19 protein-coding genes are annotated in these 19,961 nt (G+C 68.0%); 9 read left to right on the top strand and 10 right to left on the bottom strand.

Going from position 1 to position 19,961, the window contains the following annotated elements; translation table 11 throughout:
• Window positions 1–31: 31 nt before the first annotated feature.
• Window positions 32–538 carry a 4'-phosphopantetheinyl transferase family protein gene (locus BLS34_RS20415; RefSeq protein ID WP_093153374.1) on the bottom strand — a complete coding sequence of 169 codons (507 nt, stop codon included), beginning with the start codon at window positions 536–538 and terminating at the stop codon, window positions 32–34.
• Between the two features lie 53 nt (window positions 539–591).
• Here BLS34_RS20415 and BLS34_RS20410 point away from each other — a divergent pair, with 53 nt between their 5' ends.
• Window positions 592–1,878 carry a DUF2254 domain-containing protein gene (locus BLS34_RS20410; protein ID WP_093153371.1) on the top strand — a complete coding sequence of 429 codons (1,287 nt, stop codon included), beginning with the start codon at window positions 592–594 and terminating at the stop codon, window positions 1,876–1,878.
• Window positions 1,879–1,962: 84 nt separating this feature from the next.
• Window positions 1,963–2,811, top strand: a complete 849-nt coding sequence (locus tag BLS34_RS20405) for an alpha/beta fold hydrolase (RefSeq protein WP_028794439.1) — start codon at window positions 1,963–1,965, stop codon at window positions 2,809–2,811.
• 68 nt (window positions 2,812–2,879) lie between these two features.
• Here BLS34_RS20405 and BLS34_RS20400 read toward each other — a convergent pair whose 3' ends face one another.
• Genes BLS34_RS20400 through BLS34_RS20385 form a run of 4 tightly spaced genes read right to left on the bottom strand, consistent with a single transcriptional unit; the run spans window position 2,880 to window position 6,314 of the window.
• Entirely contained in the window at window positions 2,880–3,560 is a 681-nt protein-coding gene (locus BLS34_RS20400) for a cysteine hydrolase family protein (protein ID WP_093153368.1), read from the bottom strand.
• Window positions 3,561–3,600: 40 nt separating this feature from the next.
• The gene (locus BLS34_RS20395) at window positions 3,601–4,506 is read right to left on the bottom strand and encodes a polysaccharide deacetylase family protein (RefSeq protein WP_093153365.1); all 906 of its coding nucleotides are present in this window, start codon (window positions 4,504–4,506) and stop codon (window positions 3,601–3,603) included.
• Window positions 4,503–5,420 (bottom strand): polysaccharide deacetylase family protein, encoded by a 918-nt coding sequence (locus BLS34_RS20390; RefSeq protein WP_093153362.1) that lies wholly within the window; start codon window positions 5,418–5,420, stop codon window positions 4,503–4,505. Before BLS34_RS20390 ends, BLS34_RS20395 begins: the two co-directional genes overlap by 4 nt.
• Window positions 5,421–5,432: 12 nt before the next feature.
• Window positions 5,433–6,314, bottom strand: a complete 882-nt coding sequence (locus BLS34_RS20385) for an isocitrate lyase/PEP mutase family protein (protein WP_093153359.1) — start codon at window positions 6,312–6,314, stop codon at window positions 5,433–5,435.
• Window positions 6,315–6,471: 157 nt separating this feature from the next.
• On the opposite strand from BLS34_RS20385, the gene BLS34_RS20380 reads away from it, so the two are divergent.
• Window positions 6,472–7,839: an acyclic terpene utilization AtuA family protein gene (locus BLS34_RS20380; RefSeq protein ID WP_245702096.1), complete on the top strand. Its 1,368-nt coding sequence runs from the start codon at window positions 6,472–6,474 to the stop codon at window positions 7,837–7,839.
• Window positions 7,839–8,168, top strand: a complete 330-nt coding sequence (locus BLS34_RS20375; protein ID WP_028794433.1) for a DUF4387 domain-containing protein — start codon at window positions 7,839–7,841, stop codon at window positions 8,166–8,168. Before BLS34_RS20380 ends, BLS34_RS20375 begins: the two co-directional genes overlap by 1 nt.
• 10 nt (window positions 8,169–8,178) lie before the next feature.
• Here the strand turns inward: BLS34_RS20375 and BLS34_RS20370 are convergent, their stop codons facing one another.
• A complete protein-coding gene (locus BLS34_RS20370; RefSeq protein ID WP_028794432.1) occupies window positions 8,179–8,847 on the bottom strand; it encodes a GntR family transcriptional regulator in 669 nt (222 codons plus the stop codon).
• Window positions 8,848–9,134: 287 nt separating this feature from the next.
• Between BLS34_RS20370 and BLS34_RS20365 the strand changes: the two genes are divergently transcribed.
• Window positions 9,135–10,526 (top strand): dihydroorotase, encoded by a 1,392-nt coding sequence (locus BLS34_RS20365; RefSeq protein ID WP_093153353.1) that lies wholly within the window; start codon window positions 9,135–9,137, stop codon window positions 10,524–10,526.
• Window positions 10,527–10,530: 4 nt separating this feature from the next.
• On the opposite strand, the gene BLS34_RS20360 is transcribed toward BLS34_RS20365, so the two are convergent.
• Window positions 10,531–11,928 carry a nitroreductase family protein gene (locus BLS34_RS20360; protein ID WP_093153350.1) on the bottom strand — a complete coding sequence of 466 codons (1,398 nt, stop codon included), beginning with the start codon at window positions 11,926–11,928 and terminating at the stop codon, window positions 10,531–10,533.
• 246 nt (window positions 11,929–12,174) lie between these two features.
• Between BLS34_RS20360 and dctP the strand changes: the two genes are divergently transcribed.
• From dctP to BLS34_RS20345, 3 genes are all read left to right on the top strand, one after another.
• Window positions 12,175–13,200: a TRAP transporter substrate-binding protein DctP gene (dctP, locus tag BLS34_RS20355; RefSeq protein WP_028794429.1), complete on the top strand. Its 1,026-nt coding sequence runs from the start codon at window positions 12,175–12,177 to the stop codon at window positions 13,198–13,200.
• Between the two features lie 97 nt (window positions 13,201–13,297).
• Window positions 13,298–13,843: a TRAP transporter small permease subunit gene (locus tag BLS34_RS20350; protein ID WP_028794428.1), complete on the top strand. Its 546-nt coding sequence runs from the start codon at window positions 13,298–13,300 to the stop codon at window positions 13,841–13,843.
• 10 nt (window positions 13,844–13,853) lie between these two features.
• Entirely contained in the window at window positions 13,854–15,164 is a 1,311-nt protein-coding gene (locus BLS34_RS20345) for a TRAP transporter large permease (RefSeq protein ID WP_028794427.1), read from the top strand.
• 200 nt (window positions 15,165–15,364) lie between these two features.
• Here the strand turns inward: BLS34_RS20345 and BLS34_RS20340 are convergent, their stop codons facing one another.
• The 3 genes from BLS34_RS20340 to BLS34_RS20330 are packed head-to-tail and all read right to left on the bottom strand — an operon-like array spanning window position 15,365 to window position 18,824.
• On the bottom strand, window positions 15,365–16,717 hold the full coding sequence (locus tag BLS34_RS20340) for an FAD-dependent oxidoreductase (RefSeq protein ID WP_093153347.1): 1,353 nt from the start codon (window positions 16,715–16,717) through the stop codon (window positions 15,365–15,367).
• 3 nt (window positions 16,718–16,720) lie between these two features.
• On the bottom strand, window positions 16,721–18,106 hold the full coding sequence (locus BLS34_RS20335; RefSeq protein WP_093153344.1) for an MmgE/PrpD family protein: 1,386 nt from the start codon (window positions 18,104–18,106) through the stop codon (window positions 16,721–16,723).
• A gap of 10 nt (window positions 18,107–18,116) precedes the next feature.
• On the bottom strand, window positions 18,117–18,824 hold the full coding sequence (locus tag BLS34_RS20330; protein WP_028794426.1) for an isochorismatase family protein: 708 nt from the start codon (window positions 18,822–18,824) through the stop codon (window positions 18,117–18,119).
• A 106-nt stretch (window positions 18,825–18,930) separates the two neighbouring features.
• Between BLS34_RS20330 and BLS34_RS20325 the strand changes: the two genes are divergently transcribed.
• Window positions 18,931–19,824, top strand: a complete 894-nt coding sequence (locus tag BLS34_RS20325) for a polysaccharide deacetylase family protein (protein ID WP_093153340.1) — start codon at window positions 18,931–18,933, stop codon at window positions 19,822–19,824.
• Window positions 19,825–19,961 lie beyond the last annotated feature (137 nt).

Raw genomic sequence — 19,961 nt, 5'->3', positions numbered from 1 at the left:
AGGCGGCACCGCCGCTTCGGGAGCGCGTCCGTCAGTCGGGCATCCCGCGCCACGCCACCTGTCCCGGGCCGCGACAGCCGACCGCGAGGTGGTAGTCGCCCGGTATCACCCGGTGGTCGAAGCCCCAATGTTCGGGGTCTTCCGGCAGGTCCGGCGCTAAGCCGATGCGGATCGGTCCCGAGGACGGATCGGCGAACCAGAACCGGTCGAGTTCCTGGGACAGCCCCTTCCCCGTCGCCTTGATGAAGGCCTCCTTCGGGGTCCACAGGGTCATGAAGGCCCCGCCTCGCTCCGCCTCCCCCTGGGCCCGCAGCCAATCAAGTTCCGGCGGCGCGAAATAGCTGTCGGCGATGGACAGGTCGACCGGCTCGAACATGCCCGGGACCGTGGTCGGCGCCAGAACGAAACCGTCGCTGCTGTCCGGATCGGCACGGTCCCACCCTGTGCGACGGCGCCGCAGGTACTGGCGCGGCCGGTCCGGTATCGGTGGTTGTGCTGGACGTCGTCCCCTCGCCGTGGCACTCCAGAACCGAACCATTCCGTCGCAAACCTTGCTGCAGACTTTGCCGCAGACACAGAACGGCCCCGCCGATGGTCCTGACCCCGTTTCGCCGAACGATCCGCGTCCTGCGCGGCTTCCTGACCATTCCGGGGGCGATCAGCCTGTCCGGCCTGCTGGTGGCGATCGGGATATGGCACCTGGAGGCCTATCTGCGCGACGCGCATGCCGGTCTCGTGCCGAACTTCCTGGTGGTGCAGGTGGAGACCGCGCGCGCGGTGTTCACCGTCTCCGCCGGGGCGTCCATGTCGGCGCTGGTCATGGTCTATTCCATCGTCCTGCTGGTCTACACCATGGCCGCCAGCGCCATCGGCCCGCGGCTGCTGCAGCGTTTCGGCGACGACCGGGTCAGCCAGATCGCCGTGGGGTCGCTGGGCGCCACCTTCCTGTATTCGCTTCAGTCGCTCTGGTTGACCCGCAACGACGCGGTGCCGGACCTGACCGTCGCGGTCGGAGCGGCCTATATGGTGATCTCCGTCCTGTTGCTGCTGCTCTTCGTGCAGCGGGTATCGAGGCGGGTCAGCATCGACCAGGAGGCGGCGGAGATCGCCCGGGCCCTGGACCATCAGGTCGCCGACGCCCTGGCCCGCAGCACGCCGATCCTGTCCAGCGAGCTTGTCCTGCCGGAAGGCGACGAGCGCACGGTGTCGTCCCCGGGCGACGGCTATGTGGATGCCATCGAGCCGGGCCAGCTCCTGCAGGCGGCCCAGGCCGTCGGCGCCACCGTGTTCTACGACGTGCAGCCCGGCGATTTCGTCATCGCGGGTGAGCCGGTCGCCACCGTCTTCAACGACCCGGACCGGACTCTCGACGGCCACGTGATCGCGGCGCTGCCGCTGCTGTCGGTGCGCACGCCGGAGGGCGATCTGCGGTTCTCGGTGAACCTGCTGGTCGAGATCGCCCTGCGCGCCCTGTCGCCCGGCGTCAACGACACCTTCACCGCCATCGCCTGTGTCGACCGGCTGTCGGCGGCGCTGGCGACGGCCCGGGCCGAGCGGCTGTCGTCCGGGGTCTATCTGGACGGCGACGGCGTGGCCCGGGTGGTGTCGCCGACCACCACCGCCGACACCCTGTTTCAGGAAGCCTTTCCGCCGATGCGCCGCGCGGCCCGGCGCAACGGTCTGATGAGCCTCGCGCTGCAGCGGGCGATAGCGCGCATGGTCGCCATCGCCGAGCCGGACCAGCGCGAAACGATGGTCGCCGAGCTGCGCCTGCTGGCCGAGGAGGTCGAGGCCAGCGATCAGCTGTCGGCCGACAAGAACGAGCTGATCGGCCGGATCGAGAACACCCTGGAGCAGTACGCGCGCCCCGCCGACTGACGCCGCGGCCCGAACGCGGATTGCCGCCGGCGGCCGAAGCCGATATTGGAGTCGGGACCCACCAGCCAGATCAGGACCGCCGCCATGAAGACTTTGCCCGTGAACGGCTTCGACATGGCCTATCTCGATATCGGCCAGGGCAAGCCGCTGCTCTGCATCCACGGATCGCTGAACGACTTCCGAGCCTGGATGCCGGTGCTGAAGCCGCTCTCGAGCGGCCGCCGGCTGATCGCGCCGAGCCTGCGCCACTATTTTCCCGATACGTGCAGCGGTACCGACGGCACCTTCACCATGGCCCAGCATGTGGAGGATGTGATCGCCTTCATCGAGGCGCTGGATGTCGGTCCGGTCGACCTGGTCGGGCATTCCCGCGGCGGCCACCTCGCCTTCCGCCTGAGCCTGAAACGCCCGGACCTGGTGGACCGGCTGGTGCTGGCGGAACCGGGCGGCGCGCTCGACGAGACCCTGATGCCGACCGACGGCCCGGATCTCGGCGCCGGCGCCGGAACCCGCGCCCATGTGGCCCAGTCGGCGGAGAAGATCGCCGCCGGCGATCTGGAGGGCGGCCTGCGCGCCTTCATCGAGGGGATCAACGGTCCCGGCGCCTGGGACCGGCTGCCGGCGGCGGACCGGCAGATGCGCGAGGACAATGCGACCACCCTGCTGGCCCAGGTGAACGAGGGCCGCCTGCCCTTCTCGCGCGCCGAGGCGGAGGCGCTGACCCCGCCGACCCTGTTCGTCGGCGGCGCCGACACGCCGGGCATGCTGCCGGTGGTGCTGCGGGCGCTGGCGGCGCATGTGCCGGGTGCGAAGACCGTGATCATTCCGGAGGCGGGGCACAGCATGTTCCGCCAGCAGCCCCGGGCGTTCGGCGACGCGGTACTCGCGTTCCTCGCGGAGACGCCGTCCTCTATGCGAGGGAACCTCCAATAATAGTCTAACAGGGAATACTAAAATAAGACCTACGGCCGAGGCCCGGGCCTCGGCCGACCAAGACAACACTACAGGTTGAGTTCCGCCACCACCTCGTCGGTGCTGCGCACCCGGCCGAACAGGCGCTGGAAGTTCTGCATCGTGCCCTCGTGCAGCTCCTTGCGGGTGGTGGCGCAGCCGTCCTCGACCATGGTGACGTGATAGCCCCGGTCGGCCGCCTCGCGGGCCGTCGTCTCCACGCACATGTTGGTGGAGACACCGGTCATGTAGAGATTGTCCCAGCCCATCGAGCGCAGCAGATGGTCCAGCCCGGTCGACGCGAAGGCGCCGATGCTGGTCTTGCGCACGATCAGCTCGCCCGGTTGCGGCTCCAGCCCTGCCACCACCTTGTGCTCCTCGCTGCCGACCCAGTTGTTGGTCTCCTGGAACATCTTGCGCATGTGCGGCGGAGCGTCGGCCGCATCCTCGCGCTGGGCGCCGAGGGTGACATAGACAACGCCGCCGCCCTTGGCACGGAAGCCGTCCAGCATGCGGCGGATGTTCGGCACCACGAGGGTCTCGATCCGGTCGAAGCGGTAGTCGGTGGAGGTCGACCCCTCCGCCTTCATGCGGCGGCCCAGCGCGCCGGTACGCGAGCCCGACGCGTTCTGCATGTCGACGATCACCAGCGCCGAGCGCTCGAACACCACCGGGCGTTCGGTCATGAACGCGCGGATGTAGTCGACATTGTCGATGCCTGCGGTGGCCATGTCAGTCTCTCCTAAGGGGCGAGCAGATTGGGGGCGAAGATCAGTCGGATTGCAGCGCGCGGAAGTGGCGGGCGACCGCGCCGGCGGTGGTCTGCCACACGCCGTCGCGCGGCGGGGCGATGCGGTCGAGCACCTGCTCCAGGAAACGGATGCGGTGGAACTGGCCGACGATCCATGGGTGCAGCGACAGCGAGAAATACCGCCCGGCCGCCCGCTCCTGATAGAGCCGGTCGAAGGCGGAGACGACCATCTCCTCCCAGGTCTCGCGCGGCACCTTGCGCAGCCACATGATCTCGCCGTCGTCCCATTCGGGCTGGCGCGGAATCGAGATCAGTTCGGGCTTTGTGGTCAGCATGTAGGGCTGGTCGTCGTTCGGCCAGTCCATCACGTAGTCGAGCCCGGCCTCGGCCAGCAGGCCGGCGGTGATCTCGCTCTCGCCGTAGCCGGGGCCGGCCCAGCCGGTCGGCCGCCGGCCGGTGATGCGCTCTATGGCATCGACGCTCTCGTCGATCATCCAGCGCTGGGTGTCGGCGTCGAGCTTGGAGGTGATCATCCGGTCGGCATGGGTGCCGGCAGCGACGAACTCCACGTCGCGGTCCATCAGACGTTCGACGATGGCCGGATAGCGCTTCAGGGCCGCCGCGTTCGCCGGCACCGTGAGCTTCAGGCCGTGGCGGTCGAGCCGGTCGAGCACCCGGAAGAAGCCGATCCGGTTGCCGTATTCGCGCTGGGTGTAGCCGGTATAGTCCGGATAGAAGTTGCCGAACGCGCCCTGATAGCGCGGGTCGCGCCAGTCTTCCTTCGGCGGGTCGAGCCGCCAGAACTCCAGATGCAGTACCACGGTGAAGGCGAGCCCGTTGCCGTCGGGCCAGGAAATCGCCGGCCGCCGGTCCATCGCCGAATAGCGATAGAGGTCGTGGTCCATGCCGGGACGCGGTTCGGTCATGGCGCGTCCTCCCAGCCCAGATGGGCCTTCATCGTGTCGAGATGATTGGCGATGTACCAGTCGGCGATCTCCTCGCCGGTGGCCAGCCAGACCTTGTCGTGGCCGGTGATGTAGGCGAGCGCGCGGTCCAGATGCTTGATCCGGTGCGGCTGGCCCAGGATATACGGGTGCAGCGCCAGGCAGAGCACCCGCGGCTGCTCCTCGCCCTCCTTGTACAGGGTGTCGAAGGCGTCGCAGGTCCAGTTGGCGAAATCCTCGCCGTCGAACTGGTTGCGGTACATGACCGCGTCGTTCAGTTCCATCGTGTAGGGGATGGTGATCAGCGTCTTGCCCGAGCGGGTGCGCATCGGGAACGGCTGATCGTCGTGGTACCAGTCGCAGTAGTAGTCGATCCCCGCCTCGGCCACGAGGTCCGGCGTGTTGAAGGTCCACGACCCGGCCGGCGAGAACCAGCCCCGCAGCTTGCGGCCGGTGAGCCTGGTGTGCAGGTCCAGGCTCTCGTGGATCGCGTCCCGCTCCTCCTCCTCGGAATAGCCCCAGTGATAGCGGGTGTTGTACATGCCGTGGGACATGATCGCCCACCTGCGCGCCTCGCAGGCCTCGAAGATCTCCGGGTAGTGGACGAAGTTCGACATGCTGAGCGACAGGGTGCCGCGCACGCCGTGGGCGTCCATCACCTCCATCATCCGCCACAGGCCGACCCGGTTGCCATAGTCCCGCACCCCATAGCCGTGCACGTCCGGATGGGGCGTGCGCGGCCAGGGATCGCGGATCCGCGACGGCCGGGGCAGGAACTCGTAGTGCTCCACATTCGGCACCACCCACACCGCGATCTTCGCGCCGTTCGGCCAGGTCAGCTTCGGGCGGTCGACGATGGCGGAATACGGGGCCCTATCCTCGTAGGCGAAGTTCATGCGGACGCTCTCCTACTCCTCGACCGCGTAGGTCTTCTCCATGGCGTCGTAGGTCGACTTGTGGACCAGCCGCTGGCGCTCGACGAAATCGGCCAGCCGGTCCTGCACCGCGTCGAGATTGCCGTCGCGCTTCAGCGCCCCCAGCACCTCGCTCATGGCCCGCATGGCGGCCTGCAGCGGCGTATTGGCGTAGAGCACGATGGCGAAGCCGATCGTCGCCAGCTCTTCCTGGGACAGCATCGGGGTGCGGCCGCCGACGACGAGGTTCGCGACCTGCGGCACCGGCAGCTCGGCGCAGATCCGCTGCATCTCCTCCACCGAGATCGGCGCCTCCACGAAGGTCACGTCGGCGCCCGCCTCGATATACATCCGGGCGCGGTCCAGAGCAGCGTCGATGCCCTCGATGGCGCGGGCGTCGGTGCGGGCGATGATCAGGAAGTTCTCGTCCTCGCGCGCGTCGGCGGCGGCGCGCACCTTGGTCGCCATCTCCTTGGCCGGGATCACCGCCTTGCCGTCGAAATGGCCGCACTTCTTCGGGAAGACCTGATCCTCGATCTGCACCGCACAGGCGCCGGCCCGCTCCAGCACCCGCACGGTGCGGTGGGTGTTGATGGCATTGCCGAAGCCGGTATCCATGTCGACGAACAGCGGCAGGCTGCTGATCTCGGCGATCGCGGCGGTGGTCGTCTGGATCTCGCTCATGGTGACCAGGCCGATATCCGGCACGCCGAGCAGGGTGTTGGCGATGCCGGCACCGGTGACGTAACAGGCTTCGAACCCCTGATCCTCGATCACCCGGGCGGTCAGGGCGTTCGCGGCCCCCGGCACCAGAACGGCGCGCCGTTCCTCCAGCATCGCCCGGAATTTCTTTCGGCGATCAGCAAGCGTCGTCATCTGTTCCAAACCTCCCGGCCCTGTTTCTATCGGGACTTACCGCCCGCCCGGATTACAGCGGGGTCGGACAATATCGTCAACTGTTGACAGTTATTGATGCCGCCGGGGATGATCCGGCCAAAGAAACGGTCCAAGAAACAACCGCGAGGAAACCACCGTGAGCAGCGGCGCCTACCGAATGCTATCGACCAGCGGCATCCTCGGCTACGGATTCCCTGAATCGTCCCTGCTGAAGGGCGAGGCGCGCGGCGTCGACATGATCGGGGTCGATGGCGGCAGCACCGACCCGGGCCCGTTCTATCTCGGCTCCGGCAAGACCCTGAGCTCGCGCCGGGCCATGAAGCGCGACCTGCGGCTGATGATCCAGGCCGGCAGGCGCCAGGGCGTGCCCGTGGTCATCGGCACCGCCGGCGGTGCGGGCGGCACGCCGCATCTGCAGATCACCGCCGACATCGTGCGCGAGATCGCCCGCGAGGACGGCATCCACCTGCGGCTGGCCACCATCGACGCCGAACAGGACAAGGCGGCGCTGAAACGGGCGACCGCCGAGGGAAAGATGAAGCGGCTGACCGGCGGTCCGGCGATCGACGCCGAGGCCATCGACCGGGCCGAGCGGGTGGTCGGCATGATGGGCCCCGAGCCCTTCGCCGCGGCGCTGGACGGCGGCGCCGACGTGGTGCTGGCCGGCCGGTCGAGCGATCCCGCCCCCTGGGCCGCCATGGCGATCCGCGCCGGCAAGGCGCCGGCCCCCGCCTGGTATGCCGGCAAGATGCTGGAATGCGGCGCCACCCCGTCGATCCCCAAGGGCCATGACTGCCTCTACGTGACGGTCGACGACGACGGCGTGGTGCTGGAGCCGACCGCGCCGGAGCGGGCCTGCACCCCCTCCTCCGTCGCCAACCACGCGCTGCACGAGAACCCGAGCCCCTGCATCCATGTGGAGCCGGGCGGCGTGCTCGACACCACCGACTGCCGGTTCGACGCGGTGAACGACCGGGCGGTGCGGGTCTCCGGCATGACCTGGACGCCCTCGCCCTACACGGTGAAGCTGGAGGGCGTGGAACTGGTCGGCTATCGATCGATCAGTATCTGCGGCACCCGCGACCCGCTTTTGATAGACACGCTGGACGACTTCCTGAAATCGATCCACGAGTCGACCGCGACCAAGGTCGGCAATCTCGGGGTCACGCCGGACGACTACACGTTGATCATCCGGCGCTACGGCCTGGACGGGGTGATGGGCGCGGCCGAACCGCTGCGCAGCACTGCGAAACCGCACGAGATCGGCTTTGTGGTGGAGGCGGTGGCCGACGACCAGGACACCGCCGACGCGGTGCTGTCGGTCGCCCGGGTGACCATGCTGCACACCGACTTCCCGGGCCGGCTCTGCCGCGAGGGGAACATGGCCTTCCCCTATTCGCCGTCGGACATCCAGGCCGGACCGGTCTATCGCTTCTCGGTGTTCCAGACGATGGCCGTTGACGATCCGCTCGCCCCGTTCCCGATCACCTACGAGGACCTGTGATGCCCCGGATCCGCGATATCGCCAAGGTCTGCAAGTCGAAGAACGCCGGCCCGTTCCAGCTCACCATCGACGTGGTGTTCGAGACCCGCGCGACCTACGACGCGGTGGCGGCGACCGGCGTCCTGACCCCGGCGCTGATCGCCGGGCTGTACGACGTGGACGAGGAGGACGTGCTGTTCACGCCCTATCCGGCGGGTCTGGCGTTCAAGGCGACGATTCCCCGGCACATCCCTGCGGGCGACCTGGGCGACACCGACGTCTACGGCTGCCAGCAGCATGCGCCGATGCTCGATGTCGATATTCCGATCAACGATGTGCCGGTCGCCTGACACGCCGTCGTCAGGCGACGTCCGCCGTCACCAGATGGTTTATGCTGGCGCGGCTGTTGCGGATATGGGTGCGCATGGCAGCCTCGGCCGCGTCGGGATCGCGCGCCTCCAGCGCGGCCAGCACCGCCCGGTGCTCCTCCAGCGCCTGGGCGGGACGGCCCGGCGCCGTGCTCAGCCGCTGGCGGAACAGGCGCAGCAGCGAGTACAGGTCCTCGTCAAGCATCTTGATCAGCCGGTCGTTCCGGCTGGCCCGCACGATGCGGTAATGGAAGTCGAGATCGCCGCCGCCCTGGAAGTAGCCCTTGCCGGCGACCACGTGCTCGTCATGGGCATGGTCGTCCAGCATACGCTGCAGACGCTTGAGTTCCGCCGGCTTCATCCGCGTCGCCGCCAGACGGCAGGCCATGCCCTCAAGGCTCTCGCGGATCACCAGCAGGTCGAGAATCTGGGCCTGGTCGAGGGAGACCACCCGCGCGCCCTGGTTGGCCTGGCGCTCCACCAGGTTACGGCCCTCCAGCCGGCCGATCGCCTCGCGCAGCGGGCCGCGGCTGATGCCGTAGCGCCGTGCCAGCGTCACCTCCGACAGCCGCTCGCCCGGCTTCAGTTCGCCGGACATGATCGCCTGCTCCAGCCGCTCGAACGCCAGCGTCGACAGGTTCGTGGAGGTGATCGGTTGCATCGTCTCAATCGTCGCCACAGCTACGGTTCCTCAACCTATGGCCGGGCCTGTTTGCCTGCCCGGGTTGTTTATCATTCTAATCACAATAGCGCGGGAATGCCCGCGCATCTGTGTCAAATCCGTCCTTCGGGCGATGAATTTGCCACGCCGACTTGCGCCGCCACCATTTATTGGCGCCAACATTCCGAACCGCGGAACGGCCCCGACCTCGGCCCAGAGCGCGGGCCCGAGCGCGGCACCGGACGCCCGCCGGGACAGCATCTACAGCACAGGATGGAGATGACACGATGACGAAGATGGATCTGAGACTGGCCGGTGGATCGGTGCTGTTGCCGGGACAGGGATTCCGCGACGTCGACGTGCTGGTCGCCGACGGGCGCATCGCCGCGGTGACCGAGCCGGGCAGCGGCCCGGACGCCGCCGAAACGGTTCAGCTCGGCGGTCTGACGGTGCTGCCCGGCGCCTGTGACGTCCACCTGCATCTGGGCCACGGCAGCGACATCTCCAAGCCGCGGGTTCCCTCCGACGCGGCCAGCGAGACGGCGGCCGCCGCCGTCGGCGGCGTGACGTCCTTCATCCCCTATGTGATGAGCCCGGACCCCTACGCCGCCCAGTTCGAGGAGCTCAAGTCGGTGACCGAGGCCGGCGCGCGGATCGATTTCGGCTTCCACTTCGTCATCGCCACCGACGACCAGCTCGCCGAACTGCCGCGCTACATCAAGGAGTTCGGGGTTCCCACGGCAAAACTGTTCATGAACATCCGCGGCGACGAGGGCAAGCGGCTCGGCCTGCCCGGCACCGATGACGGCTTCATGCTGCGCCTGCTGGAGGTACTGGCCGAGCATGGCGGCATGATGTGTCCGCACCCGGAGAACATCGAGGCGGCCTGGGTACTGCGCGACCGGGTGATGGCCGCGGACCCCGAAGGCAAGAACGGCCTGGCAAGCTGGAACGCGACCCGCCCGCCCTTCGTGGAGGCCGACGCGATCCGCCGCGCCGCCTATTTCGGCCGGGTGACCGGCGCGCGGGTCTACACCGTGCACACGTCCTCGGGCGAGGCGCTGGCCGCCGCCATCGAGCAGCGCAAGGCCGGCTCGAAGCTCACCATCGAGACCTGCACCCACTATCTGACCCACGACACCAGCACGCACTGGGGCGCCGTCGCCAAGGTGAACCCGCCGCTGCGCGACCCAGCCGATCGGGAGGCGCTGTGGGAGGGCATCCGGCGCGGCGATATCGACACGCTCGGCACCGATCACATCCACCGGCCGGTCTCCAGCAAGGACGGCGGCATCTGGAAGGCCCAGCCCGGCTTCCCGGGGCTCGACGCCTTCCTGCCGGCGTTCTTCACCGAAGGCCACGTCAAACGCGGCATCCCGCTGGAGCAACTCGCCAAGCTGGTCACCTGCCAGCCGGCCGACGCCATGGGGCTCGCGCCGCGCAAGGGCCGGATCACGCCGGGGGCCGACGCGGATTTCGCGATCCTCGACATGAAGGCGCCGTGGACGGTGGAGAAACCCAGCCTGCAGAGCGATGCCGGCTACTCGGTCTGGGAAGGCCAGGAGATGGCCTGCAAGGTGCTGCACACACTCGTGCGCGGCAATTTCGTGGTGCGCGACGGCGCGCTAACGGAAGGCAGCGAGGGCACCGGCCGGTTCATGGCCCGCACCCTCACTTGAGGCGTCAGGCGACCCGCCAGCGCCCGGCATAGAGCCGGCATCCGGTGCGGTTGTCGTCGGTGACGATGGTGGCGTCCTGGCTCACCGCCGTCCCGATCCCCTGCTCCACTTCCGGCGTGAACCGGGCGGCCATCCAGCCGCGCACGGTCTCCGCCGAGAGCGGGGTGAACGGGCCCTGGTTCGGGATGCAGCCCAGGGATTCGACCTCGCTCCAGTGGTCGCCATAGTCGGAGTCCAGGTTCCGCACGCTGGCGATCACCGCCCCGCCCGGCTTCAGCACCCGGCGCACCTCGTCCAGCATCGTCTCCGGCTCCGGCATCTGCTCCAGCACCTGGGGCAGGATCACCGCGTCCAGGCTGCCGTCGGCATAGGGCAGCGTGGGGCCGTCGATCCGGTCCCCGTAGGTGTGATCCAGGGCGAAGCCCTCGCGCTTCAGCCGCTCCAGGATGAAGGTCAGGTTGCCCTGGGCCAGCTCGGCCAGATGGAAGTCGACGCCGGAATCGAGGCGGCGGCGGATCTCCGCACTGTAGGTCCCGCCCCACGGCATCAGCTCGGCCACCTTCGCCCCCGCCTTCAGATCCGGCAGCAGGTCGAGTTCGGCCGCCGTCGCCTCGCCCTGACGGCGCGACACATAGACCCCGGCCAGCGGTGACTTGGCCCAGACGGCATAGCCACGGAAATCGCCGAGCTGGGCCCAGGACCAGCCGCGCGGATCCCACACGGCGAAGGGGTTGGAGGGGTTGGTGATCTCGAAATACGGATAGGCCTTGGCCGCCTTCACCGGATAGACCGTGTGGGCCGGGCGGGCGAAACCGTTCCACGAATGCACCTCCTCGAACGGCCGGCGCGGCGCCTTCATCGCCGGCGCGCTCGGCTTGGCCCGGCCGATCGCCAGGGCGCCGGTGATCTCGAAGATCGGCGGCACGCCGAACAGCTCGGCCAATGCCTTGTTGTCGCCGATTCCGGCGTTCCAGATCGTGTCGTAGCCCCGCAGATGGGCGCTCAGCATCATGTGGTAGCAGGCACCGGCCACCGACTGGACGACGGAGAAATTGCCGTGGGTCCAGCCCTTCTGGAAGCACAGGTAGATCAGGGCCGAGCATTCGGCGAAATGGTGATTGCCGCCGGAGATGTCGTGGCACCGCTGCAGCAGGTCGCGGTCGTCGACGATGACGAAGTGCCATTGCTGCTGGTTGCAGGAGGACGGCGCCTGCATCCCGTCGCGCACGATCTCGGCGAGGAGCTCACGATCCATCTGCGTGCCGTCGAAGTCGCGGCACGACCGCCGGTCGGCCAGGACCCCGAGGATCCGCTGCCAATCCTCTACGGCGTTGGCTTCCACGGCATTGGCTTCCATGGCATGGGTTTCCGAAGAATGCGGGCGCGAACGCGCGTCATCCATCCCTAGTCTCCTATCGGCGATTTCTCCTAGACTACCCCTGCGGAGGAGGCGTTGACAGAAGGGTGTCGGGGCGGAAAAATGTCAACAGTTGACTATTCTGGCACTGCCGACAGGCCATCCGGCCGGCCGGCGGGGCCGGAATATCTGGTCGACCCGAGGCCCCGGACCGCAGATGATGCGGAGCCGGTGCCGGCCCAGGGGACATTCCGCCACACCGGCGCTGAAACAGGGAGACGGAGAAACTCAATGAACAAATATATTGGAAACCTTATCAAGGGTGCCGCGGTCGCCGCATCGCTCGGCATCGCCGGCAGCGCCGTGGCACAGGACGAGGTCACGCTGCGCTGGGGCCATTATCTGCCGAACAGCCCGTTCCTCGAAGTTGAGCAGAACTTCGCCAAGAAGATCGCGGAGCGCACCGACGGCAAGGTGAAGATCGAGATCACCTATGCCGGCGGTCTCGGCAAGGGCAACGAGCTGATGACCCTCGCCGGCCGCGGCGCCATCGACATGGCGTCGATCGTGCCGGGCTACTACGCCGACCAGCTGCTGTTCATCCGCGCGTTCCAGATCCCGTTCGTGTTCGACACGCCGGCGGAGGCGATGACCCTGTCGCGCAACTCCTTCGCCGAAATTCCGGCGTTCTCCGAGGAGCTCGACAAGTTCAACGTCAAGTTCCTGTTCCACCAGCCGCTCGGCCAGTACTACCTGACCGGCCCTGACGAGAACTGCGACACGGTCGCCGGTCTGAAGGACAAGAAGATCCGCAGCTTCGGCGCGGACATTCCGAAGCTGCACGCCGCGGTCGGCGCGGTGCCGGTCTCGATCGGCGTCGGCGACATCTACGAGGCCCTGCAGCGCGGCACGCTGGACTATTCCTTCATCAACCCGGGCAACATCGTCACCAACCGCTTCTACGAGCCGGGCAAGTTCAGCTGCGGTCCGGTCATGGCGATCACCGGTCACCTGATCACCATTGGCAAGCGCGCCTGGGACAAGCTGACCCCGGAGACCCAGGCGATCTTCATGGAAGAGGCGAAGGTCTCCCAGCAGGCCTATCTCGACTGGATCGACGCCTTCGAGAGCAAGGCCGTCGAGGACATTCAGGCCAATGGCGGCGTGGTGAAGCCGTTCCCGGATGCCGAGCTCGCCAAGTGGAAGGACATGGCCCCCGACCTGCTCGGCGACTGGGTCAAGGACATGGAAGGCCGCGGTCTCGGCGACGAGGCCCAGAAGGTCTACGACCAGTGGCACGCCTGGCTCGGCCGCTGATCGGACGCATTCCCCCCCGGCCGCCGCTTTCGGCGGCCGGGATCTTTTACGGATCCCTTTTGTTAAGCCCTTTCATCCATACCGGCACGGCGGGACCATGGTTCTATTTTCAGGCATTCTGCGGCGCCTCGCGCTGACCATCCTGCTGATCGGCGGGGTCGGCACCATGGCGGCGATGTTCCTCGGCACCATCGAGGTGGTGGGCACGCAGATCCTCCACACGCCGGTGCCCGGCGCCCTGGAACTGACGGAAAGCACCATGGTGCTGATCGTGTTCGGCGCCCTGTGCTACGCGCAGATCCGCCGCAGCCACATCCGGGTCGAGCTGATCTACACCAACATGGGTCCCCGGGTGCGGGCCGGCATGGACGTCTTCGCCGACCTCTGCGGCCTGGTGTTCTTCTGTCTGCTGCTGTGGCAGGCCTATAACGAGGCGCTCTACAGCCTGCAGATCGGCGAGGCGACGGTCGGGCTGATCCGCTTCCCGCTGTACCCGGCGCGCATCATCCTGGCGGTCGGCACCGCGATGCTGATCCTGCAGCTGTGCCTCGACCTGATCACCGACATCCGCCGGATCATCGACGGCAGCGAGATCGTGCTGGCCGAGGACTACGATCCCACGCGCCCCCAAGGCACCGACTGAGGACCCCCGAATGCTCGATCCCGCCACGACAGGCATCATTGTCGGCATCCTGCTGTTGCTCTTCCTGGCTGTCGGCGTCCATATCGGCGTGGCTCTCGGGCTCGGCGGTATCCTGGGCATGTATCTGGCGATCGGGCCGGACGCCGCCTGGGCGCAGCTCGCCACGATTCCGTTCAGCACCACCAACGAGTTCACGCTGGCGGTCATTCCGCTGTTCATCCTGATGGGCTCGCTGGCGACGACCGCCGGCATCACCACGGATCTGTACAAGGCGGCCTATAACTGGCTCGGTCACCTGCGCGGCGGTCTCGCCATCGCCACCACGCTGGCCTCGGCCGCCTTCGGCGCGGCCTGCGGATCGACCGTGGTGAACGCCGCGGTCTTCACCCGCATGGCCCTGCCGGAGATGACCAAGTTCGGCTACGACAAGCGCCTGAGTGCAGGCTGTATCGCCGCCTCGGGCACGCTCGCCTCGCTGATCCCGCCGAGCATCCTGATGGTGATCTACGCGGTCATCACCGAGCAGTCGATCGCGGTGCTTCTGATGGCTGGGCTGGTGCCGGGCATTCTGTCGGCCGCCGTCTTCGTGGTCGGCATCTATATCTGGGCGTTGCGCCGACCGGACATGGCACCAACCCTGGACACCCGTCCCCCCGCCCGCGAGCGCTACAGGTCGCTTTACGGCGTGTGGGGCATCATCTTCCTGTTCACCCTGGTGATCGGCGGCATCTACACCGGCTTCTTCGTGCCGACCTATGCCGGCGCGGTCGGCGCCTTCGGCGCCTTCCTGATCGTGCTCGCCAAGGGCCGGTTCACCGGCAAGTCGATGGTGGAAACCTTCAAGGACGCGGGCGTGACCACCTCGGTGATCTTCATCATCGTGATCGGCGGCATCCTGTTCGCCCGGTTCCTGACCTATACCGGGCTGATCGCCGACATTTCGACGATCCTGCTGTCCTGGGACCTGAACCCGTACCTGTATCTGCTGGCCTTCGCGGTCGTCTATCTGATCCTCGGCATGCTGATCGAGCCGATCGCGATCATGGTGATGACCCTGCCGGTGATGTTCCCGATCCTGACCGGCGTCGGCTTCGACCCGATCTGGCTGGGCGTGATCTCGATCAAGCTGGCGGAGATCTCGCTGATGACCCCGCCGGTGGGCCTGAACGTCTACGTGGTGCGCAGCGCCTCGCCGATCCCGCTGACCCTGGAGGAGGTGTTCTCCGGCGTCATGCCCTTCGTGCTGATGGACGTGATCACCCTGGGCCTGCTGATCGCCTTCCCGGCCATCGTGACCTTCCTGCCGGAGCTGATGCGGTAGGCGAGACCGGCAGATCCGGACGGCAGCGGCCGCCCCGGGAGACCGGCGCGGCCGTCTTGCTTCACGCACTCCCCCATCGCGCACTCCCCGGATTCATTCCGGGGCCTACGCCGGGAAATTTCCTGCCCCTGATCCGTCACGCGGAAAGGTCGGCCCCGGAATGAATCCGGGGAGTCAGAGAGAAGGAAAGGGAAGGAGCCTCAGCCGCGCAGATCCTGCGCCGCCCGCAGCCCCGCCAGGCGGCCGAGCGCCAACGCCGTCAGCAGCCCGTTGCCGGACGCATAGCCGCCCGCGCCGCTCCGCCCGCTGATCCCCGCCGCCGCCCCGCCGCCGGCGAAGAGGTTCTCCACCACGCTACCGTCCGGGCGCAGCACGCGGGCGTCATCGTCGACCATCAGCCCGCCCTGGGTGTGGAACAGGCCCGGCTTCACCCGCACGATGGCGTAAGGTGCGGCCAGCGGCGCCAACTCGAACTTGGCGCGCCCGAAGGCGTCCACCGCCGCGCCCCGCGCCGCCGCGTTATAGGCGGCCACGGTCTGTGCCAGCGCCGCCCCGTCGACCGCCATGTGATCCGCCAGGCCTTCCGGCGTGTCGGCCCAGCGCACGCCGCCCATTTCGGCCAGCTCGGCGTATTCCTCTTCCAGGGCGGCGATCTCGTGGATGCGGCGGTCGTAGACGGCATAGGCCATCTCGCCCTGCCCCATCACGTTGGGCGCGAAGCCGGAATAGCCGGCATCCTCGTTGCCGAAGCGTTTGCCGTTGGCGGAGACCAGGATCCCGCCCTTTTCGATCGTGGTCCAGGACAGCAGGCTGCCCTGGGGATAGGCGACGGCGGCATAGCCCTGATAGGCGCCCATATTGCCCAGCGCGGCCCCAAGCTCCTCGCCCCAGGCCGCCGCCTCGCCGGTGCTGCCGAGCGCGCCGAAATACTCGGCCGGCGCGATCTCCGGACACCAGCGGGCGACCATCTCCCGGTTGCCGGCGAAGCCGTTGGTCGCCACCAGCACCTTGGCCGCGCGGATCGGCTCGCCCGCGACGATGGCGCCCTTCACGGCGCCGTCCTCGACGATCAGCCGGTCGACCGGATTGCCCACCGCCAGGGGAATGCCCCGGTCGGAGACGAAGCCCAGCAGGTCGTCCACCAGGTCCTGTCCGCGCCTTGAGCGGGGCGCATGCAGGCGCGGCACGCTGTGGCCCACATGCTTGTAGGCGGTGACCAGCTCCATGCGGGCGCCGAGATCGTCGATCAGCCATTCCACCAGCGGTGCCGACTGTTCCGCCATCCGTCGGGTCAGGCCGTCTGCGTCATGGTGCCCGGCGGTGGCCAGCAGATCGGCGACGAGTTGTTCGGGCGAGTCCTCGATCCCCGCGTCGCGCTGGAAGCGGCTGCCCGCCCCCGGCACCGAGCCGGTGCTGAGCGCGGAATTGCCGCCGGGACGGGCCAGCTTCTCGACGATGGCGACGGAGATCCCCTGGTCATGGGCGGCGATTGCCCCGGCAAACCCGCAGGCACCGGCACCGATGACCAGCAGGTCGGTATCCACCTCGCTCATCGGTCAGGCCGTCATCTCAACCACGGTGTCGGCCCAGGACCGGTCGAGGCCGGCCGGGTCGAGATCCAGCAGCCGCTCGAGCACCGCGCCCATGGCCGGGTACGGCGCGTCGACGATGCCGCGGATCTTGGCCCGAACCTCCGATGGGTCGAGCGGCCGGTCGGGGCCGCCCCGAGCGCTCAGGCATTCCTCGGTGACGCGCGCGCCGTCGGACAGCACCCAGGTCACCCGGGCCGGCCGGTCGTTCGGCCATGCCGGTTCCGGCTCGTAGGCGCCGATGGTGACCTTCTCGCGCATCGCCGCCAGCTCCGGCGCGGTCAGGGTGGAGGCATGGAACGCCTCCGCCCCGGCATGGCCGAACTGGGCGGTCGCCGCCAGGATGTGCTGCATGGAGAACTTCGCCGCCAGCGTCGTCGCCGGCTGGGCATTGTCCAGATGCCGGCCCTTCCAATGGGTGTCGATATGGATCTCGCGGATCGTCGACGCGTCGACCTTGGCGCAGAGTGCCAGGCTCGCCTCCACCGCCGAGTGGGCGTATTGGCAGCAGGCGTGCAGCTTGTGATAGCCGTCGGACAGCGCCCAGTCCTCGCCGAGCCCGTCGGTCAGTTCCTCCGGATGCGGCTCGCCGTTGAAGGCGCTGGCATAGACGTCGTGCAGGCTTTCCGGCCGGCCGGTGATGCCGCACAGGGTCCAGTCGACCGCCCGCAGCCCGCTCCACGCGCCCACGCCCGGCCAGACGTTGCGCACCAAGGCGCCTTCCACCGTGTGGTTGAACGGGCCGGGCACCACCAGGGTACAGGCGGTGGAGATCGCCTTGGCCATCTCCTGCGCCGACAGGCCCCGCAGGGCCGAGACGGAGGCGGCGGCGCCCACGGCGGCGAGGCTGCCATGGGGATGCAGGGTCAGGGTGGCCCAGCCGAAGGCCCGGGCCACACGCCCGGCGATCTCGTAGCCCACCGTCAGCGCCCGCAGCAGGTCGCGGGCCGTCGCCCCGCTCGCCTCGGCCTCGGCCAGCAGCGCCGGCACGCAATACAGGCCGGCATGGCAGATCACCCGCCGGTAGCCCTCGTCCAGCTCGCACCAGTCGGCGGCACTGCCGTTGACGGTGGCGGCCGAGTAGCGGTCCAGCCGGGTGCCCTTGCCGTCGAACACGGTCGCCTCGGCCGCCCCAGACGATTTCGCCATGCCTGCCGTCAGGCCGATCAGTTCCGGCTCGTCGCGCGCGGCGACGATGGCGGCGAGGTCGTCGACCAGCACCGTGGCGGCGCGGACGCGGATCGGCTCGGGAATATCCTCGAAGCGCAGAGCCGCCGCCCAGCGGGTCAGCGTCTCGATGCCGGCAACGATGCGGCTTGCGGAGTCGGTCGGCTGGGGGGAACCGTCGATCATCGTGTCGTCCTCACTCCCCGGCTGCGCGGTCGACGCCGGTGTCCAGCCCCTTGAGCAGGGCGAGCGCGTCGGATGTGGGCATGACGTCGGCGTATTTGGCGTTCATGTCGAACAGGTTGACCGCGTGGCTGGTCGGGCTGCGGTCGTAGACGCATTCCTGCGGCACCACGCATTTGAAGTTATAGGCGAAGCCGTCGGTCACCGAGGAGCGCACGCAGCCGCTGGTGGTGCAGCCGGTGACGAACAGGGTATCGACGCCGAGATCGATCAGGTGGCTGACCAGCGGCGTTCCGAAGAAGGCGCTCGGGTGCTTCTTCGGCAGCAGCACGTCGCCCTTCACCGGGGCGACCTCGGCCACGAACTCGTAGCCCTTGGCGTTCACGGTCATGATTGCCGGCACCTTCTCGGCCAGCCGGCCGGCATCGGTGTCGGCGTTCTTCGGCGCCACATGGGGATACAGCACCGGCAGGTTCTGGCGGCGGAACTCGGCCAGCAGCGGGACGATGTTGTCGACCGCCTCCCAGCCGACATCGCCGCAGGCGGTCGGGTATTCCTTGATGGCGTCCCAGTAGGGCCGGCGCTCGGTGCCGACGGTGCGGTACTGGACGTCGATGATCAGCAGGGCGGGCCGCTTGCCGATACCGCTGGACCGGCCGAAACCGGCCGCGTCGTAGCGCTTCTGCTCGTCTTCGGTGATTGTCTGCGACCACGGGTTCATCGCACCCTCCCCATCCTGCTTATCGGCCTGCTAAAGTGTCGACAGTTGACGATCCGTTGGCCTCACTTGTCAACATTCCGCAACCCTCCAACGCCGGTTATACGCCATGAAACTCGCCGTTCACGACCGTTACGACTACATCCCCCTGGACGACCGCCCGGTCTATGACTGGCCCGGCGGAAAGCGCCTGGCGGTGTGCTTCTGCAACAACATCGAGGTGTTCTCGTTCCTCGACGGGCTGGGCACGGACAGCACGGTGATCGGCGCGCCGCAGACCACGCGCAACTTCGCCTGGCGCGACTACGGCAACCGGGTCGGCCAGTGGTACATGTTCGACCTGTTCGAGGAATTCGGTGTTCCCGCCTCGCACAACCTGAACTCGCTGCTGATGGAGCATTGCCCGCAGATCGGCGAGAAGATCAAGCAGCGCGGCGACGAGGTGGTCGGCCACGGCCGCACCAATGCCGAGCGCCAGGACGTGCTCGACGAGGCCGGCGAGGCGGCACTGATCAAGGAGACCACCGACACGCTGGCGGAATACTTCGGCACCCGGCCGAAGGGCTGGCTCGGCCCCTATCTCGCGCAGACGCCGGTGACCCTCGATCTGCTGGACGAGGCCGGCTACGACTACGTGATGGACTGGCCGGCCGACGACCAGCCGTTCTGGATGCGCACCCGCAAGGGCCGTATCCTGTCGGTCCCCTACTCCATCGAGCTGAACGACAGCCCGGCCATGGTGTTCCGCCAGCATTCCGGTGAGGAATTCGAGCGGATGATGATCGACCAGTTCGACGAGATGCTGCTGCAGTCGAGGAAGCGGCCGCTGGTGTATACCGCCGTGCTGCACCCGTTCGTGGTCGGCCAGCCGTTCCGCCTGCGCGCCCTGCGCCGGGCGATGGAACACATCCTGAAGCACCGCGACGACATCTGGGTGACCACGCCGGGCGAGATCGCGAAATACTGCGCGGGCCTGCCGGAAGGCACGATCCCCGGCTCCTGAGACGATAGGCGGAGGAGCCGAGCGCGGCTCCTCCTCTCCTCAAAACCATTTCTTTTTCACTCCCCGGACCCGTTCCGGGGCCCACGCGTCCGTGACTTCGATCGCCGAAGCGTAATCTCCAGGCGACAAAGGCGGCC

The sequence above is a fragment of the Thalassobaculum litoreum DSM 18839 genome (assembly GCF_900102465.1).
Lineage (GTDB): Bacteria > Pseudomonadota > Alphaproteobacteria > Thalassobaculales > Thalassobaculaceae > Thalassobaculum > Thalassobaculum litoreum.
The sequence above is the reverse complement of the archived record's forward strand: the minus strand, read 5'-3'. Positions and strand labels throughout refer to the sequence as shown.